Origin of the sequence: Micromonospora sp. NPDC093243, assembly GCF_044753725.1 — a bacterium.
GTDB lineage: Bacteria > Actinomycetota > Actinomycetes > Mycobacteriales > Micromonosporaceae > Micromonospora.
On record NZ_JBIVNT010000005.1, the window covers coordinates 519,015 to 540,804 of the forward strand.

Sequence of the window (21,790 nt, forward strand, 5' to 3'; positions counted from 1 at the left end):
GGAAGGGGACACATCTGATGGCTGCCCAGACCAAGGTGGCGGTGATCTACTACAGCGCCACCGGCATCACCTACCAGATGGCGCAGGCCGCCTGCGAGGCCGCCGGCGACGCGGGCGCGGACGTCCGGCTGCGAAAGGTGCGTGAACTGGCGCCCGCCGAGGCGATCCGCTCCAACTCCGGCTGGCAGTCGCACCATCTGGAGACCCAGGACGTGCCGGAGGCGCAGATCGACGACGTGGCCTGGGCCGACGTGGTGATCTTCGGTTCACCGACCCGGTACGGCATGGTCGCCGCCCAGCTCAAGCAGTTCATCGACACGACCGGGCCGCTCTGGGCGCAGGGCGCGCTGGTCAACAAGGTCTACTCCGCCTTCACCTCGACGGCGACCTCGCACGGCGGCCAGGAGACGACCCTGACCTCGCTCTTCTCGGTCTTCTACCACTGGGGCGGGGTCGTGGTCACCCCCGGCTACACCGACACCAGCCAGTTCATCGCGGGCAACCCGTACGGCGCTTCGCACACCAGCAACAACGGCGAGATCGCGCCGGACGACATCGCGCTGACCGCCACCGCGCTCACCGCCCGCCGGGCCGTGCAGATCGGCGCGGCGCTGAAGAAGGGCCTCGCCGGCTGAGCAGCCGCTGACCCGGCGGCGGCAACCGGCGACCCGCCGGCACGTCGACCCGGTGACCGGACGGGGGCTCTCGACCCGTCCGGCCACCGGTCGACCCAGCCGTACCCGCGTTCGGGCCGGACTATGCCGGCCCGGACACCGACGGGTTGGCGCCGGTGACCCCGGTCGGCACCGGCGTGGACGGGCCGGCTGCCGGAAGCAATCGCTCCAGCAGTTCGGCCAGCACGGCCAACCCGTCCGGGCTGAGCACCGACTCGGGATGGAACTGCACCCCGGCGAAACCCTCGCCGCGCAGCGCGTGCACCGCACCGTCCGTGGTGTCCCGGGCCAGCTCGACCGGGCCGTACCCGCTCTCCAGCCGGTCGCTGTCGGCGCAGGCCGTGAAGGTGGCGTAGAAGCCCACCCGGCGCGGCGTGCCGAAGAGCCGCACCTCCCGCTGCAGGCCCTGATACGGCGCCGCACGCCGGTGCAGGGGCAGGCCGAGCAACCCGGCGAGCAGCTGGTGCCCGAGGCAGACCGCGAGGACCGGGCGTCCCGCCGTGAGTAGCCCGGCGAGCAGCCCGCGCAGCGCCAGCATCTTCGGTTCGGTCCCGCTGCCCGGGTCGCCCGGCCCGGGGCCGACCACCACCAGGTCGTGGTCGTCCGTCTGGCCGGGCGCCGACCACGGCCGTAGCGTGACGGCGAAACCGAGCGCCCGCAGCTGGTGGGCCAGCATGCCGGTGAAGGTGTCCTCACCGTCGACGATCAGCGCCGTGCGGCCGGCCAGCCCGGGCAGCGCGGCGGCGCCCGGCGCCCGCTGGTCCAGCCAGAAGCGGGACAGCGGCGCGTTGCGGGCGGCAAGCGCGGCGCGTACCGCCGGGTCGTCGGCGAGGCGGACCGTCGGCGCTCGGCCGGCGCCGGGGGCCTGCGGGCCGAGCCCGAGCGCGGCCAGCACACCGGCGGCCTTCGCGTGCGTCTCCGCCACCTCGCCCGCCGCGGTCGAGTGCCGGACCAGGGTGGCCCCCACCGGCACCCGCAACGCGCCGGTGGGAGAGATCTCGGCGGTGCGGATCAGGATCGGCGCGTCCAGGGTCTGCCGCCCGGCGTCGTCGTGGCCGAGCAGGGCCAGCACCCCGGCGTAGTAGCGCCGCCCGGTGTGCTCGTGCCGGGCGATCACCCGGCAGGCATTCTCCATCGGGCTGCCGGTGACGGTGGGCGCGAACATCGTCTCGCGCAGCACCTCCCGCACGTCCCGCGAGCCCCGCCCGGCGAGCAGGTACTCGGTGTGCGCCAGGTGGGACATCTCCTTGAGGTAAGGGCCCACCACCTGGCCGCCGTGCTCGGCGACCGTGGCCATCATCTTCAGCTCCTCGTCGAGCACCATGTACAGCTCCTCGACCTCCTTCGGGTCGGCGAGGAAACGCAGCAGCGCGGCCCGGTCCGGCGCCGCCCCGGCGTGCCGGAAGGTCCCACTGATCGGGTTCATCATCACCAGGCCGTCGTCGACGCTGACGTGCCGCTCCGGGCTCGCCCCGACCAGCACCCGGTCGCCGGTGTACACCACGAAGGTCCAGTACGCGCCGCGCTCGCGCAGCAGCAGTCGGCGCAGCGCGGCGAGCGCCGCCGCCAGTGGCGGGCCCTGCACGGTCGCGGTCAACGTCCGGTGGATGACGAAGTTGGCGCCCTCGCCCCGGCCGATCTCCTCGGCGAGCACCCGGCCCACCGTGGCGGCGTACTCGTCGTCGCTGACGTCGAACGCCGCGTCGGCGGTACGCACGGGGGCGTCCGGCAGCGCGGCCAGCGTCTCGGTCAGGCCGATGCGCTCGTGCCCGGTCACCAGCAGGCACTGCAGCGGCACGCCGTCGTCGACGCAGGCGAAGCCGCGTTCGGTGATCTGCCGGTAGGGCACCAGGGCCAGCGTCCGAGGCCCGGGTGCGCCGTCGGGCAGCGGAATCTCGGACAACCGGTCGACCGTGCGGACCGGGCCGGTGAACAGCTCCACCTCATCGGCTTCGGCGCGGCGGACCAGCGCGAACGGGCCCGGGTCGGTGCCGCCGGACACGGCGGCGAGCAGGTCGTGAAGGTGGTTCATCGGAGTCTCCTGAGGCCGGGCGCCGCCGGCGGGGCGGCCCCGGGGCCGGGAGATCCGGCGACCGCCTCGTCGGGCGGCCGCGTGGGAAAGCTACGCGCGGAGGGTGGCCGCCGGGTCGGCGGGCCACCAGCAGGTCAGATGCGCGAGCATGCGACCACCCTACGCGGCGGACCGGCGCCGGGGAAGCCGATCCGGCGTACCCCGGGGCGGACGCGGCTTGGGCGCGGCGCGCAGCGGGTAACTTGACCGGCGATGAACACTCTCGCGCTCGACCTGGGCACCTCCTCGGTACGCGGGCTGGTGCTGGACGAGGACACCCAGCCGTTGCCGGGTGCCCTGGCGCGGCGCAAGGTGAGCCTGGCCATCGGCGACGACGGCACCGGCACCCTGAACGCCCGGGCCTACTACGCCTGTCTGCTGGAGTGCCTGGACGAGCTGGCCGACGCCGGGCACCTGCGCGACGTGACGCTGGTGGCGATCTCCGGGCAGTGGCACTCGGTGATCCCGCTGGACGGCGGGGGGCAGCCGCTCGGCCCGGTGCTCACCTGGCTGGACACCCGCCCTGAGCCGCTGCCGTCGGCCACCGGCCCGGCCGACCCCGACGACTACCACCAGCGCACCGGCACCTGGTGGCACCGCACGTACTGGTCGGTTCGGCTGCCCTGGCTGCGCGAGCGCGCCGGCAGCCGGGTGACCCGCTTCGCCGGCCTGGTCGAGTACGTGCTGGGTGAGCTGCTCGAGGCGGCGCCGATGTCCATCTCGCAGGCCTCCGGGACCGGCCTGCTCGACCTGTGCACCCTCGACTGGGACGACGAGGCGCTCGCGTTGGCCGGCGCCGGTCTGGCCGAGCTGCCCGAGCTGGCCCCGCTGGACTGGCACGGGCGGCTGCGCAAGGAACACGCGAAGCGCTGGCCCGGGCTGGCCGACGCCCGCTGGTCGGCGCCGGTGGGCGACGGCGCGGCGTCGAATGTCGGCTCGGGGTGTGTCGACCCGACCCGGGCGGCGGTCACCGTCGGCACCTCCGCGGCGGTGCGGCTGATGCAGCGGCTGCCGGCCGGCCAGGAGCAGCCCCGGCTGCCCGAGCGGCTCTGGCGCTACCGGGTCGACCACGACCACGTGGTGACCGGTGCCGCGTACTCCTCCGGCGGCAACCTGTTCGCGTGGGCGAAGCGGGAGCTGCGGCTGCCCGCCGGCGCCGAGCTGGACGCGGCGTTGGCGCTGGTGCCGGCCGGCGGGGGCCTGCCGGCCGACCCGCGCCTGGGCGGTGACCGCCCGCCGGGGCTGGCCCCGGCCGGCTCCGGCGAGCTGCGCGGGCTGAGCTTCGGCACCACGGCGGTGGACATCCTGGCCGGGCTCATGCAGGGCCTGTGCGAGATGGTCGCCGAGGACCTGCGGGTGATGGAGTCCACCATCGACCGGCAGGTCGCGGTGGTGCTGGGCGGCGGCGCGGTGGCCGCGTCGGTGTGGTGGCGGCAGGCGTTCGCCACGGCGCTCGCGCCGCGGGCCGTGTCGCACCAGCGCAACCCGGAGATCGGTGCGACCGGTGCGGCTTTGGTGGCGCTCGGACGGTTGGGAGCGGCGGTCGACCTAGCCGACATCGGCCGGACGGATGAGCTGGTCCTGCCGACCACGACAGGACCGTCCCGCCCGCAGTATCCTTCCTGAGCACCTGCCTCGGTCGAGCCGTTGACACGGCCTCCCGGCCTGGTTGGATGGACTCCGCTCCCCAGGCGCGGCGGACGCGAGGGGCGGAGGAGGCAGGTGTGGGCGTAGGTGCGGACCCGGCGCGCGGCGCGGTGTCCAACCATCGCCGGCGTCGCTTCGACGTCCGGGTCGTACCGCACCGGCGCCGCTCGCCGTTGCGACTGCGCGACTGGCGGATGCGGACGAAGCTGGCCACCGTCCTGATCGTCCCCTCGGTGGCGTTCCTGGTCCTGGCTGGCGTGCAGACGCAGGCCCTGGTGGGGCGGACCACCGCGCTCGGCGACTTCGCCGAGCAGGTCGGCATCGGTCGGCAGATCACCGTGGCGGTGCACCGGATCCAGCAGGAGCGCGACCGCTCGGCGGGCGAGCTGGCCGAGTTGCGCCGGGTTGGCGGGGTGGCCGACCGCGACGCCGCGATCGACGCGTTGGAGCCGTTGCAGACCGCCTCCGATCAGGCCATTCAGGACCTGCGTCGGGCAGCCGTGCCGTTGGCCGACGCGGACGCGTCCTGGCGGGTCGCGTACTCCGAGGTGCTCGAGGCGTACGACCAGGTCATCTACATCCGGCCCACGGTGCCGCCGGCGGTGCTGAGCAGCGACACGATCCTGAGCAACTACCACCGGGCCATCGACGCGTTGCTGAATCTGCTGGCCGAGCCGACGCCGGGGCCGGACCGTCCCGCGCTCAGCGACGCGGTGCTGCGCTACGTGCAGCTGGCCCGGGTCAAGGAGCTCTCCTCCCGGATCCGCGCCGAGCTCTACGCGGCCGGTCGGGCCGGCCGGTACGGCCCGGAGGACCAGGTCGTCCTCTCCGATCTGCGCGCCCAGCAGCTCACCGCGCTCGGCGCGTTCCGGGTCGCCGCGAGCAGCGACCAGATCCGCCGCTACGACCAGACCTCGGTGAACCCGGCGTTCGTCGCCGCCGCCCGGCTCGAGGAGCAGAGCCTGCCGACCGGTGACGCCGCGCCGGCGGTGCTGCCCGCCTCGCAGTGGTGGACGGCGAGCGAGGAGCGGCAGGAGCTGCTCCAGCAGGTCGAGGCGGGGGTTCTCAACGACGCGGTCGGGCAGGCCGACGAGGCCAGCTCCGGCCAGCTGCGCGCCACCCTGCTGGTGGTCGGCGGGATCGTCGCGGTGCTGCTGGTCGCCCTGCTCATCTCGATCCTCATCGGCCGATCGCTGGCCCGTTCGATGCGGCTGCTGCGCAGCCAGGCGCTGCGCATCGCCCAGGTCGAGCTGCCGGACGCCCTGGACCAGCTGCGCACCGTCACCGGCGGGGTGCCCGACATCGAGGTCGCGCCGGCGGTGGTCCGCTCGCTCGACGAGATCGGTGAACTGGCCGAGGCGTTCGTCGCGGTGCACCGCAGCGCGGTCAGCGTCGCCGTCGAGCAGGCGATGATGCGGCGCAACGTCAACGCCATGTTCGTGAACCTGGCCCGGCGCAGCCAGGTGCTGGTGGAGCGGCAGCTGGAGCTGCTGGACGACCTGGAGCGCGAGGAGAGCAACCCGGACCAGCTGGAGAACCTGTTCAAACTGGACCACCTGGCCGCGCGCATGCGCCGCAACGACGAGAGCCTGCTGGTGCTGGCCGGCACCGAGTCCACCCGGCGGTGGCAGCAGCCGGTCGGCCTGGGCACGATGCTGCTCGCGGCCGCCGCCGAGATCGAGCAGTACCAGCGGGTCCGCCACGAGTCCGTGGCCGAGCTGCACATCGTCGGTCACGCGGTGGGGGAGCTGGTGCACCTCCTGGCGGAGCTGCTGGAGAACGCCACCGCCTTCTCCCGGCCGGACACCACGGTTTCGGTCACCGCCCGCGCCGAAGGGGCCGGCGCGATCATCGAGATCGTCGACCGGGGCCTCGGCATGAGCCCGACAGCCCTGGCCGAGGCGAACGCGGTCCTCGCCAGCCCGCCGGCCGCCGACGTGGCGACCGTAGAGCGAATGGGCCACTTCGTGGTCAGCCACCTGGCGGCTCGGCTCGGCGTACGGGTGCGGCTCGACGGTGGGCAGGACGGGCTGGTGGCCGTGCTCAGGCTGCCCGCGCAGTTGCTGGCACCGGCTCCACCGATGTCGTTGGACCAGTCGGTGCCGGCGCGGATGCTGGCCACCGCGGCGCAGACCGCCACCCCTGCCGGCCCGGCCGACCTGCCGGTGGCGGGTCGCCGACCGGCGGTGCCCCGCCAGGTCCGGCCGGTGCCGGTGCGGGCCGAGAACGTGCTCGCCCCGGCCGCCGAACCGGCGGGCGGCAGCGGCTGGTGGTCCCGGCAGGGCGCGGCCGCGCCGGCGCAGCCCGCGCCGTCCGCGCCGCCGTCGGCCCCGGTGACCGGCGGCACCAACGCGTGCGGTCTGCCGGTCCGGGTGCCGATGGCGCAGCTCGCCACGGTGACCCGGTCGGCCCGCCCGGAGCCGGCGCCGTCCCGGCACGAACCGGATCCGGAGGCGGTCGGTGGCATGCTCTCCCGCCTGTACGGCGGGGTGCGGCGCGCCGAGGCCGAGGACACCACCGAATTACCCGTGCCGCCGCTGGGCGCGCACAGTGAAGGAGGACGACGACAGTGACGACGTTGAGTCAGGAGGCGCGGGACCTCAGCTGGCTGGTCAGCGGCTTCGCCGAGCGGGTGCCCGGCGTGGCGCACGCGGTGGTGGTCTCCTCCGACGGACTGCTGGTGGCGATCTCCGATCACCTGCCCCGGGACAACGCGGACAAGCTGGCCGCGGTGACCTCCGGACTGATGAGCATCACCTCGGGTGCCGCGCAGATGTTCGACGGGGACGTGGTCAAGCAGACGGTGGTCGAGATGGGCCGCGGCTACTTCCTGGTCATGCAGGTGCGTGACGGTTCGATCCTGGCCACCCTCGCCGCGGCCGACGCCGACATCGGCGTGGTCGGCTACGAGATGGCCCGGCTGGCCAAGCAGGCGGGGGAGATGCTCACCCCGGCGCTGCGCGCCGAGTTGCAGCAGGCGCTGCCCCGCTGATCGGAGCCGGTCCCGGGTCGGTCGGACCCGGGACCGGGCAGCGCCTTCTCAGACGCTGCTCGATTCGTACGTGCACATTGTCGGCCGATGAGAGTGCGTGTGACGGCGGCCCTGCCGTGATGCCAATCGCGGCTTGGGCTACGCCGGGTCCCGGCTGAACAGTTGAACCCAGGTGCGGTGGGTGAAGCGCCAGCCGATGTCGGTGCGGACAAACTTGTCGTGGTCCTCGCCGACGACCCAGGGCGTGCTGATCGGCCGGCCGTGGGCGTCGTCGAGGTACACGGTGAGCACGGTGACCCCTTCGGCGGTGTCACGGCCGTCGGCGTCGACGCCGGTGGCGACGAAGCGCATGTTGGACGCCAGGTGCCGGATGCCTGGGTAGGGATTGTTCTGGTCGAGTTCCTGGCCCCAGGCGCGGATCGCGTCACGGCCCCGGCAGGGCTTACCGAGGTCGAGCACGCCGTCTTCGGTGAAGAGTTCGAACAGGGTGCCGGCCTGGCCGGCGTCGACCCGCCAGCCGCTTTCGCCGACGAGGCGGGACAGGCTCAGATGGTCGGCGTCACTGACGAGACCGGGCAGGAGGGATCGCTGGCCGCTCATGTCGCTCACAACTCCAGGTCTCCGATCTGCTGCATGACCGCCTCCCGTACGCCGTCGCGGAGGCGCGAGGCCACCTCGGTGTCCACCGTTCCGGGCGCCACCAGGCCGACGCGTACCTGGTCAGTGCCCATCCTCCGACAACACTCTAGAAGCGGAGCACCGTCCGCATGCGCGTCGCGCACAAGCGGAGCACGCTCCGGTAGTAACGCGGTGGAGGACCGGGTGACCGAGGAAGCAGGAGGCCGCCTGCGACGCCAAGATCCGACATCGGGCGAAGCGGGTCAGCGCGGGGCATTCCGTGCCACCCCGTGCCGACCCGCAGATCGCCAGCCTGAGCGCTCGCGCCCCGGTGTTCTCAGAGACCGTTGCCGGCGATCACGTCGCGGTACCAGTGCGCGCTGCGCTTGAGGACCCGGCGCTGGGTGGGGTAGTCGACGTACACCAGCCCCCAGCGCTGGTCGTAGCCCTCGGCCCACTCGAAGTTGTCCAGCAGTGACCAGACGTGGTAGCTCTCCAGCGGCACCCCGGCGTTCAGGGCCCGGTGCACGGCGGCCAGGTGGTCGCGCAGGAAACTGATCCGCCCGGCGTCGTCCACCGTGCCGTCGGCGCCGAGGGTGTCCGGGGTGGGCAGACCGTTCTCGGTGACGGTGAGCGGCACCGGCCCGTAGTCGCGGGTGACCCGGGTCAGGATGTCGTACATGCCGTCGGGGTAGATCTGCTGCCATTCGGCTTCCGAGGTGGGCCAGCGTGGCAGCGTGCCGCCGTCGGCGGTCACGTAGATCGGGGTGTAGTACTGCACCGCGAGCAGGTCGACCGGGGAGGCGATGACGGCGAGGTCCCCGTCGGCGATGCCGCGGACCAGCCGGCTCTGCGGCCCGAGGTCGGCCAGCACATCCTGCGGGTAGCGACCGGTGAAGACGGGGTCGAGGTAGAGGCGGTTCTCGTAGCCGTCGTAGAGCCGGCTGGCGGCGGCGGCCTCGGGCGAGTCGTCGGCCGGGTAGCAGGGGTGCAGGTTCAGCGCGGGCCCGATCCGGGCGCCGGTGGCGGTGGCTCGCAGCGCCCGTACGGCCAGCCCGTGGGCGAGCTGGAGGTGGTGGGCGACCAGGTAGGCCGCGTCGGGGTCCTGCCGGCCCGGAGCGTGGTGCCCCTGCAGGTAGCCGTTCTGCACCACCGTCTTCGGCTCGTTGATGGTCAGCCAGTTCGGCACCCGGTCACCGAGGGCGCGGAACACGGCGTCGGCGTAGTCGGCGAACCGGTACGCGGTGTCGCGCGCCTCCCAGCCGCCGGCGTCCTGCAACGCCTGCGGCAGGTCCCAGTGAAAGAGCGTGGCCATCGGGGTGATGCCCCGGTCGTGCAGGCCGTCGACGAGCCGGCGGTAGAAGTCCAGGCCGCGCTGGTTGGGGGCGCCGGTGCCGTCGGCCTGGATGCGCGGCCAGGAGATGGAGAACCGGTAGCTGCGCAGCCCGAGTTCGCGCATCAGGTCGAGATCCTCGCGGTACCGGTGGTAATGATCGGCGGCCACGTCGCCGGTGTCGCCGTTGCGGGTACGCCCCGGCGTGCGGCTGAAGGTGTCCCAGATGGACTCACCCCGGCCGTCCTCCTTGGCCGCCCCCTCGATCTGGTAGGCCGAGGTGGCCGCACCCCAGCCGAAGCCGGGTGGAAAGCTCAGGATCGTCATGGTTCTCCTCGTGGTAACGGGCCCACCGCCCGAGGGCCGGGAGCGCTCCCATAATAGGACAGCCGCCGCCGGCCGGGCACCCGGCCGGCTGGGTGGGTGCGGCGGCGCGGTGGGAGGTCGGGAGCCCGGACAGCGAGCGAGGCCGGCCGGGCGGCGCGGCGCGCCTGTCCCGTCGGCCTCTTTTCCCATCGTGTACGGGCGGTTAGTGTGGGGACGGGGGAGGGCAACCCCCGTCCCCACCATTGCTGCACACGCACGGGCGGAATTGGCGTCCTGCCGTACGTGTCGCGCGGGAGCCGGGCCACGCGAGTGGCTTCGGATCCACCTCCCTCCGGTTGGCGGGATGATGGCTGACGGCGGTGTCCGGGCTGGCCCGCCGTCGGCCTTCGGGCTGGTCCCCGAGCCCGTCACAGGAACGAACTCGGCGATCTTCTAGTTGGACCACCATCAATGGAAGCGCTCCCATCGACGATGCTGCGACTGTAACCTCCGTCACGGCTTTGTGAAAGACCCAAAACGAGATCGAAACAAGGAGCTGGTGGAGCGCTCGTACGCCTTGTCGTGGGAGCGCTTCCATGTAACACTGTCGATTCAGCGCGTCAGGGAGCCAGTTCGCGCGCAACGTGTGGTCGCTGAGGGCAGCCGGCACAGATCCGGTACGGCAACCACGCGGCCGGCGGGACCGGTGTCCCGATGAGGGCCCCCTCCGCCGTACCCCGACCGGGCCGGGACGACCACCTTTCCGGGCGACCGTGACCCCACCGCACGCCACCACCCGCGCGGCACGGCGCCCCGCCGGGGCAGCACCCCGGCCTGGCCCGAGGAGACACCGCGCACATGAGAAATCTGGCCCACCGCCGCCGGCTGGCGATGCTCGCCGCCGCCGCGCTGGCCGTCGTCGGGGTGACCGTGCCCGCCGGCGCCGCCCAGGCCGCACCGGCCTGCGACGTGGTCTACGCGACCAACGACTGGAACAACGGCTTCACCGCGAACGTGACCATCAAGAACCTCGGCGACCCGATCAACGGGTGGACGTTGCAGTTCGCCTTCCCCGGCGACCAACGGGTCACCCAGGGCTGGTCGGCGCGGTGGAGTCAGACGGGCAACCAGGTCACGGCCACCAGTGAATCCTGGAACGGCAACCTCGGCACCGGCGCCAGCACCAGCGTCGGCTTCAACGGGTCGTACACCGGCAGCAACCCCAAGCCCACCTCGTTCTCGGTCAACGGCGTGACCTGCGGCGGCACCGCCCAGCAGCCACCGGCGGTCGGGCTCACCGTGCCGGCCGGGCCCTTCGAGGCCCCCGCCGACGTGCCGCTGACCGCCACCGCGAGCGACCCCGACGGCAGCATCAGCAAGGTCGAGTTCTACCGCAACGGCCTGCTGGTCAACACCGACACCACCGCCCCGTACGGCTACACCCTCGAAGACCTGCCGGCCGGGTCGTACACCGTGCAGGCGAAGGCGTACGACAACGCCAACCTCACCGCCATCGCGGAGCGGTCGTTCACGGTGGCGCCGGCGTCCGGCCCGGTGCTGGTCGCCACCCCGTCGGCGGTGAGCGTCGCCGAGGGCGGCAGCAGCACCGTCACCCTGAAGCTCAGCGCCGCGCCGACGGCCAACGTCCCGGTCTCGCTGACCCGCACCGGGGACGTCGACATCAGCGTCTCGCCGGCGAGCGTGACGCTGACCCCGGCCAACTGGAGCACCGGGGCCACGGTGAGCGTCGCCGCGGCCGAGGACGCCGACACCATGGGCGGCACCGCCACCCTCACCGCCTCGGCCACCGGGTACGCGCCGCTCGCGATCACCGCCACCGAGATCGACAACGACGCCCCGGGCGGCGGCGACAACGAGTACACCGAGCGGTTCCTCGACCAGTACGGAAAGATCAAGAACTCCGGCTACTTCAGCCCCGAGGGAGTGCCGTACCACTCGGTGGAGACGCTGATCGTCGAGGCGCCCGACCACGGGCACGAGACCACCTCCGAGGCGTTCAGCTTCTGGCTCTGGCTGGAGGCCCAGTACGGGCGGGTGACCCGGAACTGGGCGCCGTTCAACAACGCCTGGACGGTCATGGAGAAGTACATAATTCCGACCCATGCCGACCAGCCGACTGCCGGCGCGGCCGGCACCCCGCAGTACGCCGCCGAGCACGACCTGCCCAGCCAGTACCCGTCGGCGCTGGAGGCCTCGGTGCCCGTCGGCCAGGACCCGCTGCGCGGCGAGCTGCAGTCCACCTACGGCACCGGCGACATCTACGGCATGCACTGGCTGATCGACGTCGACAACACCTACGGCTTCGGTCGCTGCGGCGACAAGACCACCCGCCCGGCGTACATCAACACCTTCCAGCGCGGCACCCAGGAATCGGTCTGGGAGACCGTGCCGCAGCCGTCCTGCGACACCTTCACCGCCGGCGGCCGGTACGGCTACCTCGACCTCTTTGTCAAGGAGTCGGCAGCGCCGGCCAAGCAGTGGAAGTACACAAACGCCCCGGACGCCGACGCCCGGGCCGTGCAGGCCGCGTACTGGGCGCTGACCTGGGCCAAGGCGCAGGGCCGGCAGGCCGACGTGGCGGCCACCGTGGCCAAGGCCGCGAAGATGGGTGACTACCTGCGGTACGCGATGTTCGACAAGTACTTCAAGAAGATCGGCAACTGCGTCGGGGCCAGCACCTGCCCCGCCGGCAGCGGCCGGGACTCCGCGCACTACCTGCTCTCCTGGTACTACGCCTGGGGCGGCGCGTACGAGACCAGCCAGAACTGGTCCTGGCGGATCGGCTCCAGCCACAACCACTTCGGCTACCAGAACCCGTTCGCGGCCTGGGCGCTGACCAACACCCCGGAGCTGAAGCCGCAGTCGCCGACCGCGGTCACCGACTGGACCAAGAGCTTCGAGCGCCAGCTGGAGTTCTACACCTGGCTGCAGTCCGCCGAGGGCGGCATCGCCGGTGGCGCCACCAACAGCTGGGGCGGCAACTACGGCCAGCCGCCGGCCGGCACGTCCACCTTCTACGGCATGTACTACGACGTCGACCCGGTCTACAACGACCCGCCGTCCAACCAGTGGTTCGGCATGCAGGCCTGGTCGATGCAGCGGATCGCCGAGCTGTACCTGCAGACCGGCAACACCCGGGCCAAGGCGCTGCTGGACAAGTGGGTGCCATGGGCCATCGCCAACACCACCCTGGGCGCCAACTGGTCGATCCCGTCCGACATGCGCTGGACCGGCCAGCCGACCACCTGGAACCCGACCAATCCGCAGCCGAACACCAACCTGCACGTCGAGGTCATCAGCAAGGGCCAGGACGTGGGCGTCGCCGCCGCGTACGCCCGGACCCTGATCGCGTACGCGGCGAAGTCCGGTGACGCGCCGGCGAAGACCACCGCCAAGGGTCTACTCGACGCCCTGCACGCGGCGAGCGACGCCAAGGGCGTCTCGACGGTGGAGAAGCGCGGCGACTACCGGCGCTTCGACGACGTCTACGACGCGGGCACCGGGCAGGGCCTCTACGTCCCGCCGGGCTGGACCGGGACGATGCCCAACGGCGACGCGATCGCCGCCGGCAAGAGCTTCCTCGACATCCGCTCCTTCTACAAGAACGACCCGGCGTGGCCCAAGGTGCAGGCGTACCTGAACGGCGGGCCGGAGCCGGAGTTCAGCTACCACCGGTTCTGGGCCCAGGCCGACGTCGCCATGGCGTACGCCGACTACGGGGCCCTGTTCCCCAACGGCTGACTCCCGAGCCGGGGTGGGCGGCCCAGGGCGCCCGCCCCGGCACCGGTCGGGGCCCCGGGGCGCGCCGGGCCCGACCGGCGGGCGGCCTGACACCCACGGTCAGGCCGGGGTGGGCCGGCCATCCGGCCGACGCAGCGGGTCGGCCGGCCCACCCCACCGCCCGGACATGAACCCGACGCGAAAAAGCCCGCAAAAAGAGGCCGTCACGGGATCACGCGTCGGACCGTGACGGAGTAACGTACGTCACCGGAGAGGCCGCTCCCCCCGTGGCGGCCTCTCCCTTTATGTGCTGGTCTCGCCGTCGGTCGCGGTGACCGGGTGGCGCAGCCCGGGATGGCCGGGCGGCAGCGACCGCCGCACCACCACCCAGCTCAGCGCCAGCGCCGCCGCCACCAGCGGCCAGGTCAACGCGACCCGGGCGACCACCAGCGCGACCACCTGACCGCCGAGGTAGAGCGGCACGAACACCGCCACCCGCAGCAGGTAGGTCGCGGTCCACACCCAACTGCCACGCCCGTACGCGCGTAGCAGTGCCGGATCCCGCCGCCACCGGCTGCGCTGGCCGAGCGCGGCGCCCACCACCACACCCAGCAGCGGCCAGCGCAGCACGATGCTGACCGCCCAGGCCAACGCGCTCGCCGCGTTGGAGAGCAACTGGAGCAGGAAGAAGTCGGCGGCCCGACCGGTCCGCAGGGCGATCAGCGCGGCCACGCAGACGGCGAGCAGCCCGATCAGCACCGAACGCGGCCGGTCGCCCCGGCGCAGCCGCCAGCCGGCGACCACGGCTCCGGTGATCACCGCGGCGCCCACCCCGGCCCAGATCGACTCACCGCCGAGCAGCCAACCGGCGGCGAACGCCACCGGCGGCAGGGTCGCGTCGATCGCGCCGCCCCGGCCGCCGAGCAGGTCCGCGAGCGATTCCGGCCGGCCGGTGTCCGGCTCCGGCGGGCGGGCATCGTGCTCCGGTGTGGCGCCCACGTCACCTCCTCACGTCGCCTAAAATTTAGCGGGCGGCCCACCGGCCGGTCCGGGCCGGCCAATCGCTACGGTGTGCGGGTGCGAGCGACGGCGCGGGGTTGGACAGCGGTCTGGTTGGTCCTGTTCGCCCTGATCCAGGCGGCCGCCTTCCTCGCCGTGTGGCGGGTGGCCATGCACACCGGCGTCGGGCAGTGGCTCGACACGGTGGCGCTGACCGGCAACCGGATCGGGCAGGACCGCATCGACGGTCCGGTCGACCGGCTCCTCAACGCCATGTCGGTCGTCTCGCTGCTGGCCGCGACCGCGGTGATCGGGTTCATCGCGCTGATGCGCGGCCGGATCGCCTTGGCGATCACCGCGACCCTGCTGATCGCCGGCGCCAACGTCACCACCCAACTGCTCAAATGGGGCCTCTCCCGCCCCGACTTCGGCATCGACCTGGAACGCGTCTACGCCGGTAACAGCCTGCCCAGCGGGCACACCACGGTCGCGGCCTCGGTGGCAGTGGCCCTGATGCTGGTCCTACCGGCCAAGGTCCGGGCGGTCGGCGCCTTCATCGGCGCCGGCTACGCGGCCGTCGCCGGGGTGGCGACGCTCTCCGCTGGATGGCACCGGCCCAGCGACGCCGTCGCCGCCTTCCTGGTGGTGGGCGTCTGGGCGGCGCTGGCCGGGCTGGTGCTGCTGATCACCCAGCGCGAACAAGCCCAGTTCTCGGCCGGCGACGCGCACCGGGCGGCCGCGACGGTGCTCGGCGTGGGCGGCGTGCTCGCCCTGGTCGCCTCGGGGGTCGCCCTGGCCTGGCTGGTGGACCTGCGCGGGGTCGACCCGGACGAGCTGGGCCGACGCGCGCTCTTCGCCGGCTACGCCGGCAGCGCCACCGGCATCGCCGGGACGATGGCCGTGGTGATGGCACTGGTCCTCGCCGTGGTGCACCGGCTCGTGCCCCGGCACAAGGGTTGAGACCCCTCAGCGGGCGTACAACCCCACCACGGTCCCGCTGGCGAACTCGTGGCCGGTGATGGCCTGGTGCACGTCCGCCGCCTGCGGAGCGTCCGGCAGGTCCAGCGGGCGGTTCAGCGCCCAGAGCCGGAAGAAGTAGCGGTGCGGGTCGTCCCCGCGCGGCGGCTGCGGCCCGCCCCAGCCGATTTCCCCGAAGCCGTTGGGCCACTCCCGGCCGCCCGTGGGCACCGCGCCCTCGCCAATGCCGCCGGAGACCGGCTGGATGCCGGTGACCAGCCAGTGCAGGAACGGCTCACGTCCGGCGTCGCGATCCTCCACCAGCAGGAGCAGCTCGTTCGCCCCCTCGGGCACCTGCCCCCACTCCAGCGGCGGCGACACGTTGCCGCTGTCGCGGGCGAAGCGGTCCGGCAGCAGATCGTGGTCGTTGAACGCGGTGCTGCGCATCATGATCCCGGCCATCGGTGGCGTCCCCTCACTCGGTCCCGGTCGCGCGTACCCGCCGGACCGGCCCCGAAACGGCCGGAGCGCCGGGCTCGGGTCGTGAGAGGGTACGGGCGGCAGCCGGACGGGGGGCAACGGTGGAGACGGTACGGGCGGCATTCCGGGACGAGTGCGCGCGACTCGGCGAGGTGCTGCGTGGTCTCGCCGAGGCGGACCTGGACCGGCCCACCGACTGCCAGCCCTGGACCGTACGAGAGCTGCTCGCCCACGTCCGCAGCGGCGCCGGCCGACTCACCGACATGCTCGCCGCGCCGGCCCCGGACCGGGCGGAGGTGGACGCCGCTGAGTACTTCGGCGCAGCGAAGTTCACCCCCGACGTCGACGCCGCCCGGATCGACAGCGGGCGGCGGGAGGCGCGACAGCTCGACGGCCTCGCACTGGTGGTCGACTTCGACCGGGCCTGGCGGGCCGCCGACGCGGCGGTCGCCGTCGCGCCCACCGACCGGGTGGTCCGCACCCGGCACGGCGACGCGATGAGCCTCACCGAGTTCCTGCGTACCCGGGTGGTGGAGGTCGGTGTGCACGGCCTGGACCTCGCCGCGGCGCTGCACCGCGGGCCCTGGCTCACCCCGGTCGCCGCGGAGGTGGTCGCCGACCTGCTCACCGGTGGGCGGTCGGTCCCGGTCGAGCTGGGTTGGGACCGGCTGACGCTGATCCGCAAGACGACCGGACGGACGCCGCTGACCGACCGGGAACGGGCGGTGGTCGACGCCGCCGGCTTCCGCTGGCTCTCCTTCGGCGGCTGACCCCGGTTTCTGTCCGCCCCGGACAACGGACGTCCGTCCGCGCCCAGGTCGAGGCAGCCCGGGGCGAAGCCATTGATCAGGTAGAGCTGGACTTGATCACCTCGGTATCGCTAATCGCCTATTCGGTATGTAAGCTCGCTGACCGAGACCTACCCCTCCAGCTCATGCCATCTCGCCCAATCGCGGGTGACGCTGGCCAGATCGGAGCAACATGGGCTGCTCACACGCTCAGGGCTGTCCGCTCTTCCCGCTGCTCAACGCAAGCTTGCGTAACTGGCGCGACCACTACTGCGACAGTGCCGAGGGTTGGCAGACGTGCGCTCGGTACCAGCTGTCCAGGACGGGCCGGCTCGTGCCGATCACCCTCCTCCCGAACGGTTCCGACGCGCTGCACCTGCGAGGCGCCGCCGCCGCTGGCTCGGCGGGGACCAAGACGCCGCAGACATCACCGTCACGGCTCGGTCCGGGCTCCTCGCAACGGTTCGAATCGCCGGCGGTGCCGGCCCGGCAGCCCGACCCGGCACCGGTGCCCACCCAAGGCCCGAACGCCGAACCAGGCCCGCAGGACCCCCACCCCTCCGAAACCCCATCGACCCCACCGGCGCCCCGGCGGATCGGATGGTGGACCCGACTCACAGATTGGCTTGCGACCTCCGCATGACTGGATACTGGCCGTGGTGGGCGGGGGCCGCCGGGCTCGCCCTCACCACCATCAACTACGCCGTGACGACCGATCGATCCTTCGGGGTCTCCGGTGCGTGGGACCGTGTGCTGCACTGGCGCGCAGAACGCCGTGTCGAACGGGTGAACGCCCAGTTCGCCGACGAACATGTCCTCGCCGACGCTCTCGCCGTGGCCACCGCCGACCACTTCGGAGCCGGTTCGCCTGCGCCTGCCGCGCCTCGCGCTCCGCACGCAGACGCACCGACACCGGGACAGCAGGTGCGGCCGCCGACGGCGGGGAGCTCCTCCATGGCGAGCATGCTCCCGGCACCCTTGGTCAGCCAGGCCGCCCTGCTTCTGTCAATCTTCGTCGGCGGGTGGGTAGCGTCCGTTACCGCCGGCAGATTCCAGCTCCGCCTCGACATGGGCGACGCCTTCGGCCGGATCGTGACCGACAAGCCGATCGCAATGATCGGCGCACTGTTCGTCGGCGGTGTGCTCGTCGGCTTCGGCACCCGTCTCGCCGGAGGGTGCAGCAGCGGTCACGGGCTCAACGGCTGCGGCCGACTACAGCCGGTCAGCATCGTCGCCACCGCCGTCTTCTTCGGCACCGGCGTCCTGGTGTCATTTCTGCTGTGGAAGGTGATCTGATGCGTACGCGAGGCGGGATACTCGTCGCCAACATCATCGCCGGGCTTGCCCTCGGCTTCACCGTCACGAACATCGGCTTCGCTGACTACGCCGAACTGAACCGCATGTTCACCTTCCAGGATCCCCGCATGTTCCTGGCCTTCGTCGGCGCCGTAGCGATCATCGTCGTGGTGTTCGCGGTACTGCGTGTCCGCCGCACCCCGGGACGCATCCACGCCGGCGTGATCCCCGGCGCGGTGCTGTTCGGTACCGGCTGGGCGATCTCGGGTGGCTGTCCGGCGATCCCGATCGTGCAGGTCGCCAGCGGGTACCTTCCTGCCCTGGTCACGATCGCCGGCGTTGTCGTCGGCATCCGGCTCTGCCGCTGGGCCAACACGAGGTACTTCCACCTCGACAGCGGGTCCTGCGAGCGGTAGCCCGCAGGGGCTCCACCGACACCGCCATCGCGGCTGATTCGCGTCCCTCGGGCTAGGATCCAGCCGTGCCGCTGATGGCGAACGACGTCGACCGGTTCGAGGCCTTCAGGCCCCGCCTGGAGGCCATCGCCTATCGCCTCCTCGGCTCCTCCGCGGAGGCCGAGGACGCCGTGCAGGAGACGTTCCTGCGCTGGCAGGCCGCCGCCGTCGACCGCATCGAGGTTCCCGAGGCCTGGCTGACGAAGGCCCTCACCAACCTGTGCCTCAACCAGCTCACCTCCGCGCGGGCGCGCCGCGAGACCTATGTGGGCGAGTGGCTTCCCGAGCCGCTGCTCGGCGGGGACCCGATGCTCGGTCCGGCCGACACCGCCGAGCAGCGCGAATCGGTCTCGTACGCGGTCCTCACCCTCCTGGAGCGCCTCTCGCCCAACGAGCGGGCGGTGTACGTGCTGCGGGAGGCCTTCGACTACCCGCACCGGGAGATCGCCGAGATCCTCGACATCAGCGAGGCCGGCAGCCAGCAGATCCTGCACCGAGCCAAGAGGCGCATCGCGGACGGCAAGGCCCGCGCCGAGATCGACAAGGCCGCCGCCCGGCGGATCGTCGAGGAGTTCATGGCGGCCACCACCAGCGGCCGGATCGAGCCGCTCGTACGCCTGCTCACCGCGGACGCCGTCTCGGTCGGCGACGGCGGTGGGAAGGTCCCGGCTCGCGCCAAGGCGGTCGAGGGCGCCGTCGCGGTCGCGAAGTTCCTGCGGGGCCTGTTCAAGCCCGGCGAGGCCAAACGTGCCCTGCTCGGCGGCACGGTCGAGATCTACGCCTGGACCGCCAACGGCGACCCCGCCGTCCTGGCCGTCGTGGACGGCCGGGTCGTCGGCGTCATGTGCCTGGAGGTCACCGCCGAGGGGATCGCGGCGTGCCGCAACCAGGTCAACCCCGACAAGCTCGAACGCGCGACCGCGCACTGGGCGGCCGCCGAGCACGGGGAGCCTCTGTTCCGGGCCTTCTGACCCCTACGTGAGCTGCTTCACATCGCGCTGCTGTCAGGAAACGGCGGGCCGCCCGGTTCAAAGGGCAAGCCCGCGCAGACAGGAGCAGCGAAATGCAGCACCGGATCATCGTCCTGGGAGCCGGATACACCGGAGCCATCGCCGCCGGCCGTCTCGCCAAGCGGCTCCGCCGCGAGGACGTCGCCATCACCCTCGTCAACGCCGAGCCCGACTTCGTCGAACGCGTCCGCATGCACCAGCTGGCGACCGGCCAGGACCTCAAGCCCCGGCCATTCCGCGAGATGTTCGCGGGCACCGGCATCGAACTGCGGCTCGGGAAGATCACCGGTGTCGACGTCGACCGCAGGACCGTCGCCGTCGTCGACGCGAACGGCGCCGACGAACTCGCCTACGACACCCTCGTCTACGCCCTCGGCAGCGGCTGGAACGCCCAGGGCGTCCCCGGGACCGCCGAGCACGCCTACGAGATCGCCAGCCGCCCCGGAGCGCTCCGGCTGCGCGAGCGCCTGGCCCGACTCGACGCCGGGCAGACCGTGGTCGTCGTCGGTGGCGGGCTCACCGGCGTGGAAGCCGCGACCGAGATCGCCGAGGCCCGCCCGGACCTCGACGTCGCCCTCGCCGCCCGCGGCGGCCTCGGCGACTGGCTCTCGCCAAAGGGCCGCGCGCACCTGCGGAAGGTCTTCGGCAAGCTCGGGATCACCGCGCACGAGCACACCGCCGTCACCGGCGTCGAAGCCGGCCACGTCACCACCGCCGACGGCAAGGGCATCCCGGCCGCGGTCACCGTCTGGACCACCGGCTTCGCGGTCCACCCGATCGCGAAGGCGACCGCCCTGGAGGTCACCGGCACCGGCCAGATCGTGGTCGACGGCACCATGCGCTCGGTCTCGCACCCGGACGTGTACGCCATCGGCGACGCGGCCATGGCGATGGGCCCCGGAGACAAGCCGCTGCGGATGTCGTGCGCCTCGGGAACTCCGGCCGCGTGGCAGGCCGCCGACGCGATCGCGGCGCGCCTGACCGGCGGGAAGCTCCCGAATGCGCCGATCCGCTACTTCAACCAGTGCATCTCGCTGGGCCGCAAGGAGGGCTTGATCCAGTACGTCACCGCCGACGACCGCGCCAAGCCGGCGGTCCTGACCGGTCGGCTCGCCGCCGTCTACAAGGAGCTGGTCTGCAAGGGCGCCGCCTGGGGCGTGGCCAACCCGACGCTCGGGCTGCCGACCCGGCGCCGCCGCGTCACGGGGGAGCGAGCGGCGGGTCCCGCCCTCCGGGCATCGGCCTAGCGCACCGAGCGAGGCGGGTGCCCCCGACGCGAGGGCGCCCGCCGCGTTCCCGGGCTCGAGTGCCGACGGTGGACCGGTGGCGAAGGCCCTGACCTGGTGTTCTGCATCGGTCCGGCGCCTTTCACATTCCGGTTCGGAGCGCCGGGCCGTCGAGATGCCGACCAGAATGAGGGCATGCGAGCCGCGTACATCGAGCGTCCCGGGTCCGCCGCCGACATCCGGTTCGGCGAGCTGCCGGCACCGCGCCCGGGCCCGACCGACGTCCTGGTCGACGTGGTCGCCACCACCGTCAACCCCGTCGACACCTTCGTACGCTCCGGGGCCTATCCCACGCCGCTGCCGTGGCCCTTCGTGGTCGGCCGCGACCTGGTCGGCCGGGTGGCCGAGGTGGGTCCGGGCGTCGCCGGCTTCCGCGCCGGCGACCTGGTCTGGTGCAACAGCCTGGGGCACGACGGACGGCAGGGCAGCTCCGCCGAGCAGGCCGTGGTCGCGGTGGACCGGCTCTACCGGCTGCCCGGCGGCGTCGAGCCGGCCACCGCGGTGACCGTGGTGCACCCGGCCGCCACGGCCTACCTGGCGTTGTTCGTCCACGGCCGGCTCCGGCCCGGGGAGACCGTGGTCGTCTCGGGGGGCGCCGGCAACGTCGGTGCGGCGCTGGTGGCCCTCGCCGCCACGGCCGGTGCCCGCGTCGTGGCGACCGCGTCGGCGGCGGACGCCGACTACTGCCGGCGCAACGGCGCCAGCGAGGTGCTCGACTATCGCGCCCCCGACCTCGTCGGCCGGCTGAGATCGGTCTGCCCCGGCGGCGTCGACGTGTATCTGGACACGGCCGGGCGTAACGAAGTGGAGTCGGTGCTCGACCTGCTCGCCCTCCGCGGACGGATCGTGCTGTTCGCCGGGGGAGCCTCCCGGCCGGTGCTGCCGGCCGGCGCGCTCTACCAGTACGACCGCGCCGTCATCGGCTTCGCGATCTCCCGTGCCACCGTCGCGGAGTTGGCCGAGGCCGCCGGCCTGGTGAACCAGCTGCTCGCCGACGGGCGGCTGGCCCCGCGCGAGATCCTGCCGCTGCCGTTGTCGGCGACGGGCGAGGCGCACCGCATGCTCGAGCGGGGTGAGCTGCGCGGCCGGCGGGCGGTGATCCGCCCGTGATCGCGCCGGGTCAGCACCGAGCGATGA

General features: G+C 72.8%; 18 protein-coding genes. 12 read left to right on the forward strand and 6 right to left on the reverse strand.

What is annotated here, in order from left to right; all coding sequences use genetic code 11:
- Positions 1–17: 17 nt before the first annotated feature.
- Positions 18–635, forward strand: coding sequence for an NAD(P)H:quinone oxidoreductase (gene wrbA / locus ACIP9D_RS19920; protein ID WP_350872929.1), 618 nt, complete (start codon positions 18–20; stop codon positions 633–635).
- 121 nt (positions 636–756) lie between these two features.
- On the opposite strand, the gene ACIP9D_RS19925 is transcribed toward wrbA, so the two are convergent.
- A complete protein-coding gene (locus ACIP9D_RS19925) occupies positions 757–2,706 on the reverse strand; it encodes a chorismate-binding protein (RefSeq protein WP_350872930.1) in 1,950 nt (649 codons plus the stop codon).
- Positions 2,707–2,958: 252 nt separating this feature from the next.
- On the opposite strand from ACIP9D_RS19925, the gene ACIP9D_RS19930 reads away from it, so the two are divergent.
- The 3 genes from ACIP9D_RS19930 to ACIP9D_RS19940 all read left to right on the forward strand — a co-directional run bounded on the left by ACIP9D_RS19930 (position 2,959) and on the right by ACIP9D_RS19940 (position 7,384).
- Positions 2,959–4,371 carry an FGGY family carbohydrate kinase gene (locus tag ACIP9D_RS19930; protein ID WP_350872931.1) on the forward strand — a complete coding sequence of 471 codons (1,413 nt, stop codon included), beginning with the start codon at positions 2,959–2,961 and terminating at the stop codon, positions 4,369–4,371.
- A gap of 98 nt (positions 4,372–4,469) precedes the next feature.
- Positions 4,470–6,965 (forward strand): nitrate- and nitrite sensing domain-containing protein, encoded by a 2,496-nt coding sequence (locus ACIP9D_RS19935; protein ID WP_350872932.1) that lies wholly within the window; start codon positions 4,470–4,472, stop codon positions 6,963–6,965.
- Between the two features lie 5 nt (positions 6,966–6,970).
- Positions 6,971–7,384 carry a roadblock/LC7 domain-containing protein gene (locus tag ACIP9D_RS19940; protein WP_350872965.1) on the forward strand — a complete coding sequence of 138 codons (414 nt, stop codon included), beginning with the start codon at positions 6,971–6,973 and terminating at the stop codon, positions 7,382–7,384.
- 138 nt (positions 7,385–7,522) lie between these two features.
- On the opposite strand, the gene ACIP9D_RS19945 is transcribed toward ACIP9D_RS19940, so the two are convergent.
- From ACIP9D_RS19945 to ACIP9D_RS19955, 3 genes are all read right to left on the reverse strand, one after another.
- Positions 7,523–7,984, reverse strand: a complete 462-nt coding sequence (locus tag ACIP9D_RS19945) for a nuclear transport factor 2 family protein (protein ID WP_350872933.1) — start codon at positions 7,982–7,984, stop codon at positions 7,523–7,525.
- A gap of 5 nt (positions 7,985–7,989) precedes the next feature.
- Positions 7,990–8,115: a hypothetical protein gene (locus tag ACIP9D_RS19950; RefSeq protein WP_350872934.1), complete on the reverse strand. Its 126-nt coding sequence runs from the start codon at positions 8,113–8,115 to the stop codon at positions 7,990–7,992.
- Between the two features lie 224 nt (positions 8,116–8,339).
- Entirely contained in the window at positions 8,340–9,662 is a 1,323-nt protein-coding gene (locus ACIP9D_RS19955) for a GH1 family beta-glucosidase (RefSeq protein WP_350872935.1), read from the reverse strand.
- A gap of 846 nt (positions 9,663–10,508) precedes the next feature.
- Between ACIP9D_RS19955 and ACIP9D_RS19960 the strand changes: the two genes are divergently transcribed.
- Positions 10,509–13,403: a glycoside hydrolase family 48 protein gene (locus ACIP9D_RS19960; protein ID WP_350872966.1), complete on the forward strand. Its 2,895-nt coding sequence runs from the start codon at positions 10,509–10,511 to the stop codon at positions 13,401–13,403.
- Positions 13,404–13,685: 282 nt separating this feature from the next.
- On the opposite strand, the gene ACIP9D_RS19965 is transcribed toward ACIP9D_RS19960, so the two are convergent.
- The gene (locus tag ACIP9D_RS19965) at positions 13,686–14,381 is read right to left on the reverse strand and encodes a DUF3159 domain-containing protein (RefSeq protein ID WP_350872936.1); all 696 of its coding nucleotides are present in this window, start codon (positions 14,379–14,381) and stop codon (positions 13,686–13,688) included.
- Positions 14,382–14,453: 72 nt separating this feature from the next.
- Here ACIP9D_RS19965 and ACIP9D_RS19970 point away from each other — a divergent pair, with 72 nt between their 5' ends.
- The gene (locus ACIP9D_RS19970; protein WP_350872937.1) at positions 14,454–15,341 is read left to right on the forward strand and encodes a phosphatase PAP2 family protein; all 888 of its coding nucleotides are present in this window, start codon (positions 14,454–14,456) and stop codon (positions 15,339–15,341) included.
- A 6-nt stretch (positions 15,342–15,347) separates the two neighbouring features.
- On the opposite strand, the gene ACIP9D_RS19975 is transcribed toward ACIP9D_RS19970, so the two are convergent.
- Entirely contained in the window at positions 15,348–15,800 is a 453-nt protein-coding gene (locus tag ACIP9D_RS19975) for a YbhB/YbcL family Raf kinase inhibitor-like protein (RefSeq protein WP_350872938.1), read from the reverse strand.
- A gap of 119 nt (positions 15,801–15,919) precedes the next feature.
- Between ACIP9D_RS19975 and ACIP9D_RS19980 the strand changes: the two genes are divergently transcribed.
- The 6 genes from ACIP9D_RS19980 to ACIP9D_RS20005 all read left to right on the forward strand — a co-directional run bounded on the left by ACIP9D_RS19980 (position 15,920) and on the right by ACIP9D_RS20005 (position 21,763).
- Positions 15,920–16,588 (forward strand): maleylpyruvate isomerase N-terminal domain-containing protein, encoded by a 669-nt coding sequence (locus ACIP9D_RS19980; RefSeq protein WP_350872939.1) that lies wholly within the window; start codon positions 15,920–15,922, stop codon positions 16,586–16,588.
- 723 nt (positions 16,589–17,311) lie between these two features.
- Positions 17,312–17,902 (forward strand): YeeE/YedE thiosulfate transporter family protein, encoded by a 591-nt coding sequence (locus tag ACIP9D_RS19985; RefSeq protein ID WP_400450474.1) that lies wholly within the window; start codon positions 17,312–17,314, stop codon positions 17,900–17,902.
- The gene (locus tag ACIP9D_RS19990; RefSeq protein WP_400449074.1) at positions 17,902–18,318 is read left to right on the forward strand and encodes a YeeE/YedE thiosulfate transporter family protein; all 417 of its coding nucleotides are present in this window, start codon (positions 17,902–17,904) and stop codon (positions 18,316–18,318) included. Before ACIP9D_RS19985 ends, ACIP9D_RS19990 begins: the two co-directional genes overlap by 1 nt.
- Positions 18,319–18,383: 65 nt before the next feature.
- Complete coding sequence (locus tag ACIP9D_RS19995) at positions 18,384–19,328, forward strand: RNA polymerase sigma-70 factor (protein ID WP_350876132.1); 945 nt, start codon at positions 18,384–18,386, stop codon at positions 19,326–19,328.
- A gap of 92 nt (positions 19,329–19,420) precedes the next feature.
- A complete protein-coding gene (locus ACIP9D_RS20000; RefSeq protein WP_350876130.1) occupies positions 19,421–20,614 on the forward strand; it encodes an FAD-dependent oxidoreductase in 1,194 nt (397 codons plus the stop codon).
- Between the two features lie 174 nt (positions 20,615–20,788).
- Entirely contained in the window at positions 20,789–21,763 is a 975-nt protein-coding gene (locus tag ACIP9D_RS20005) for an NADPH:quinone reductase (protein ID WP_350876128.1), read from the forward strand.
- Positions 21,764–21,790 lie beyond the last annotated feature (27 nt).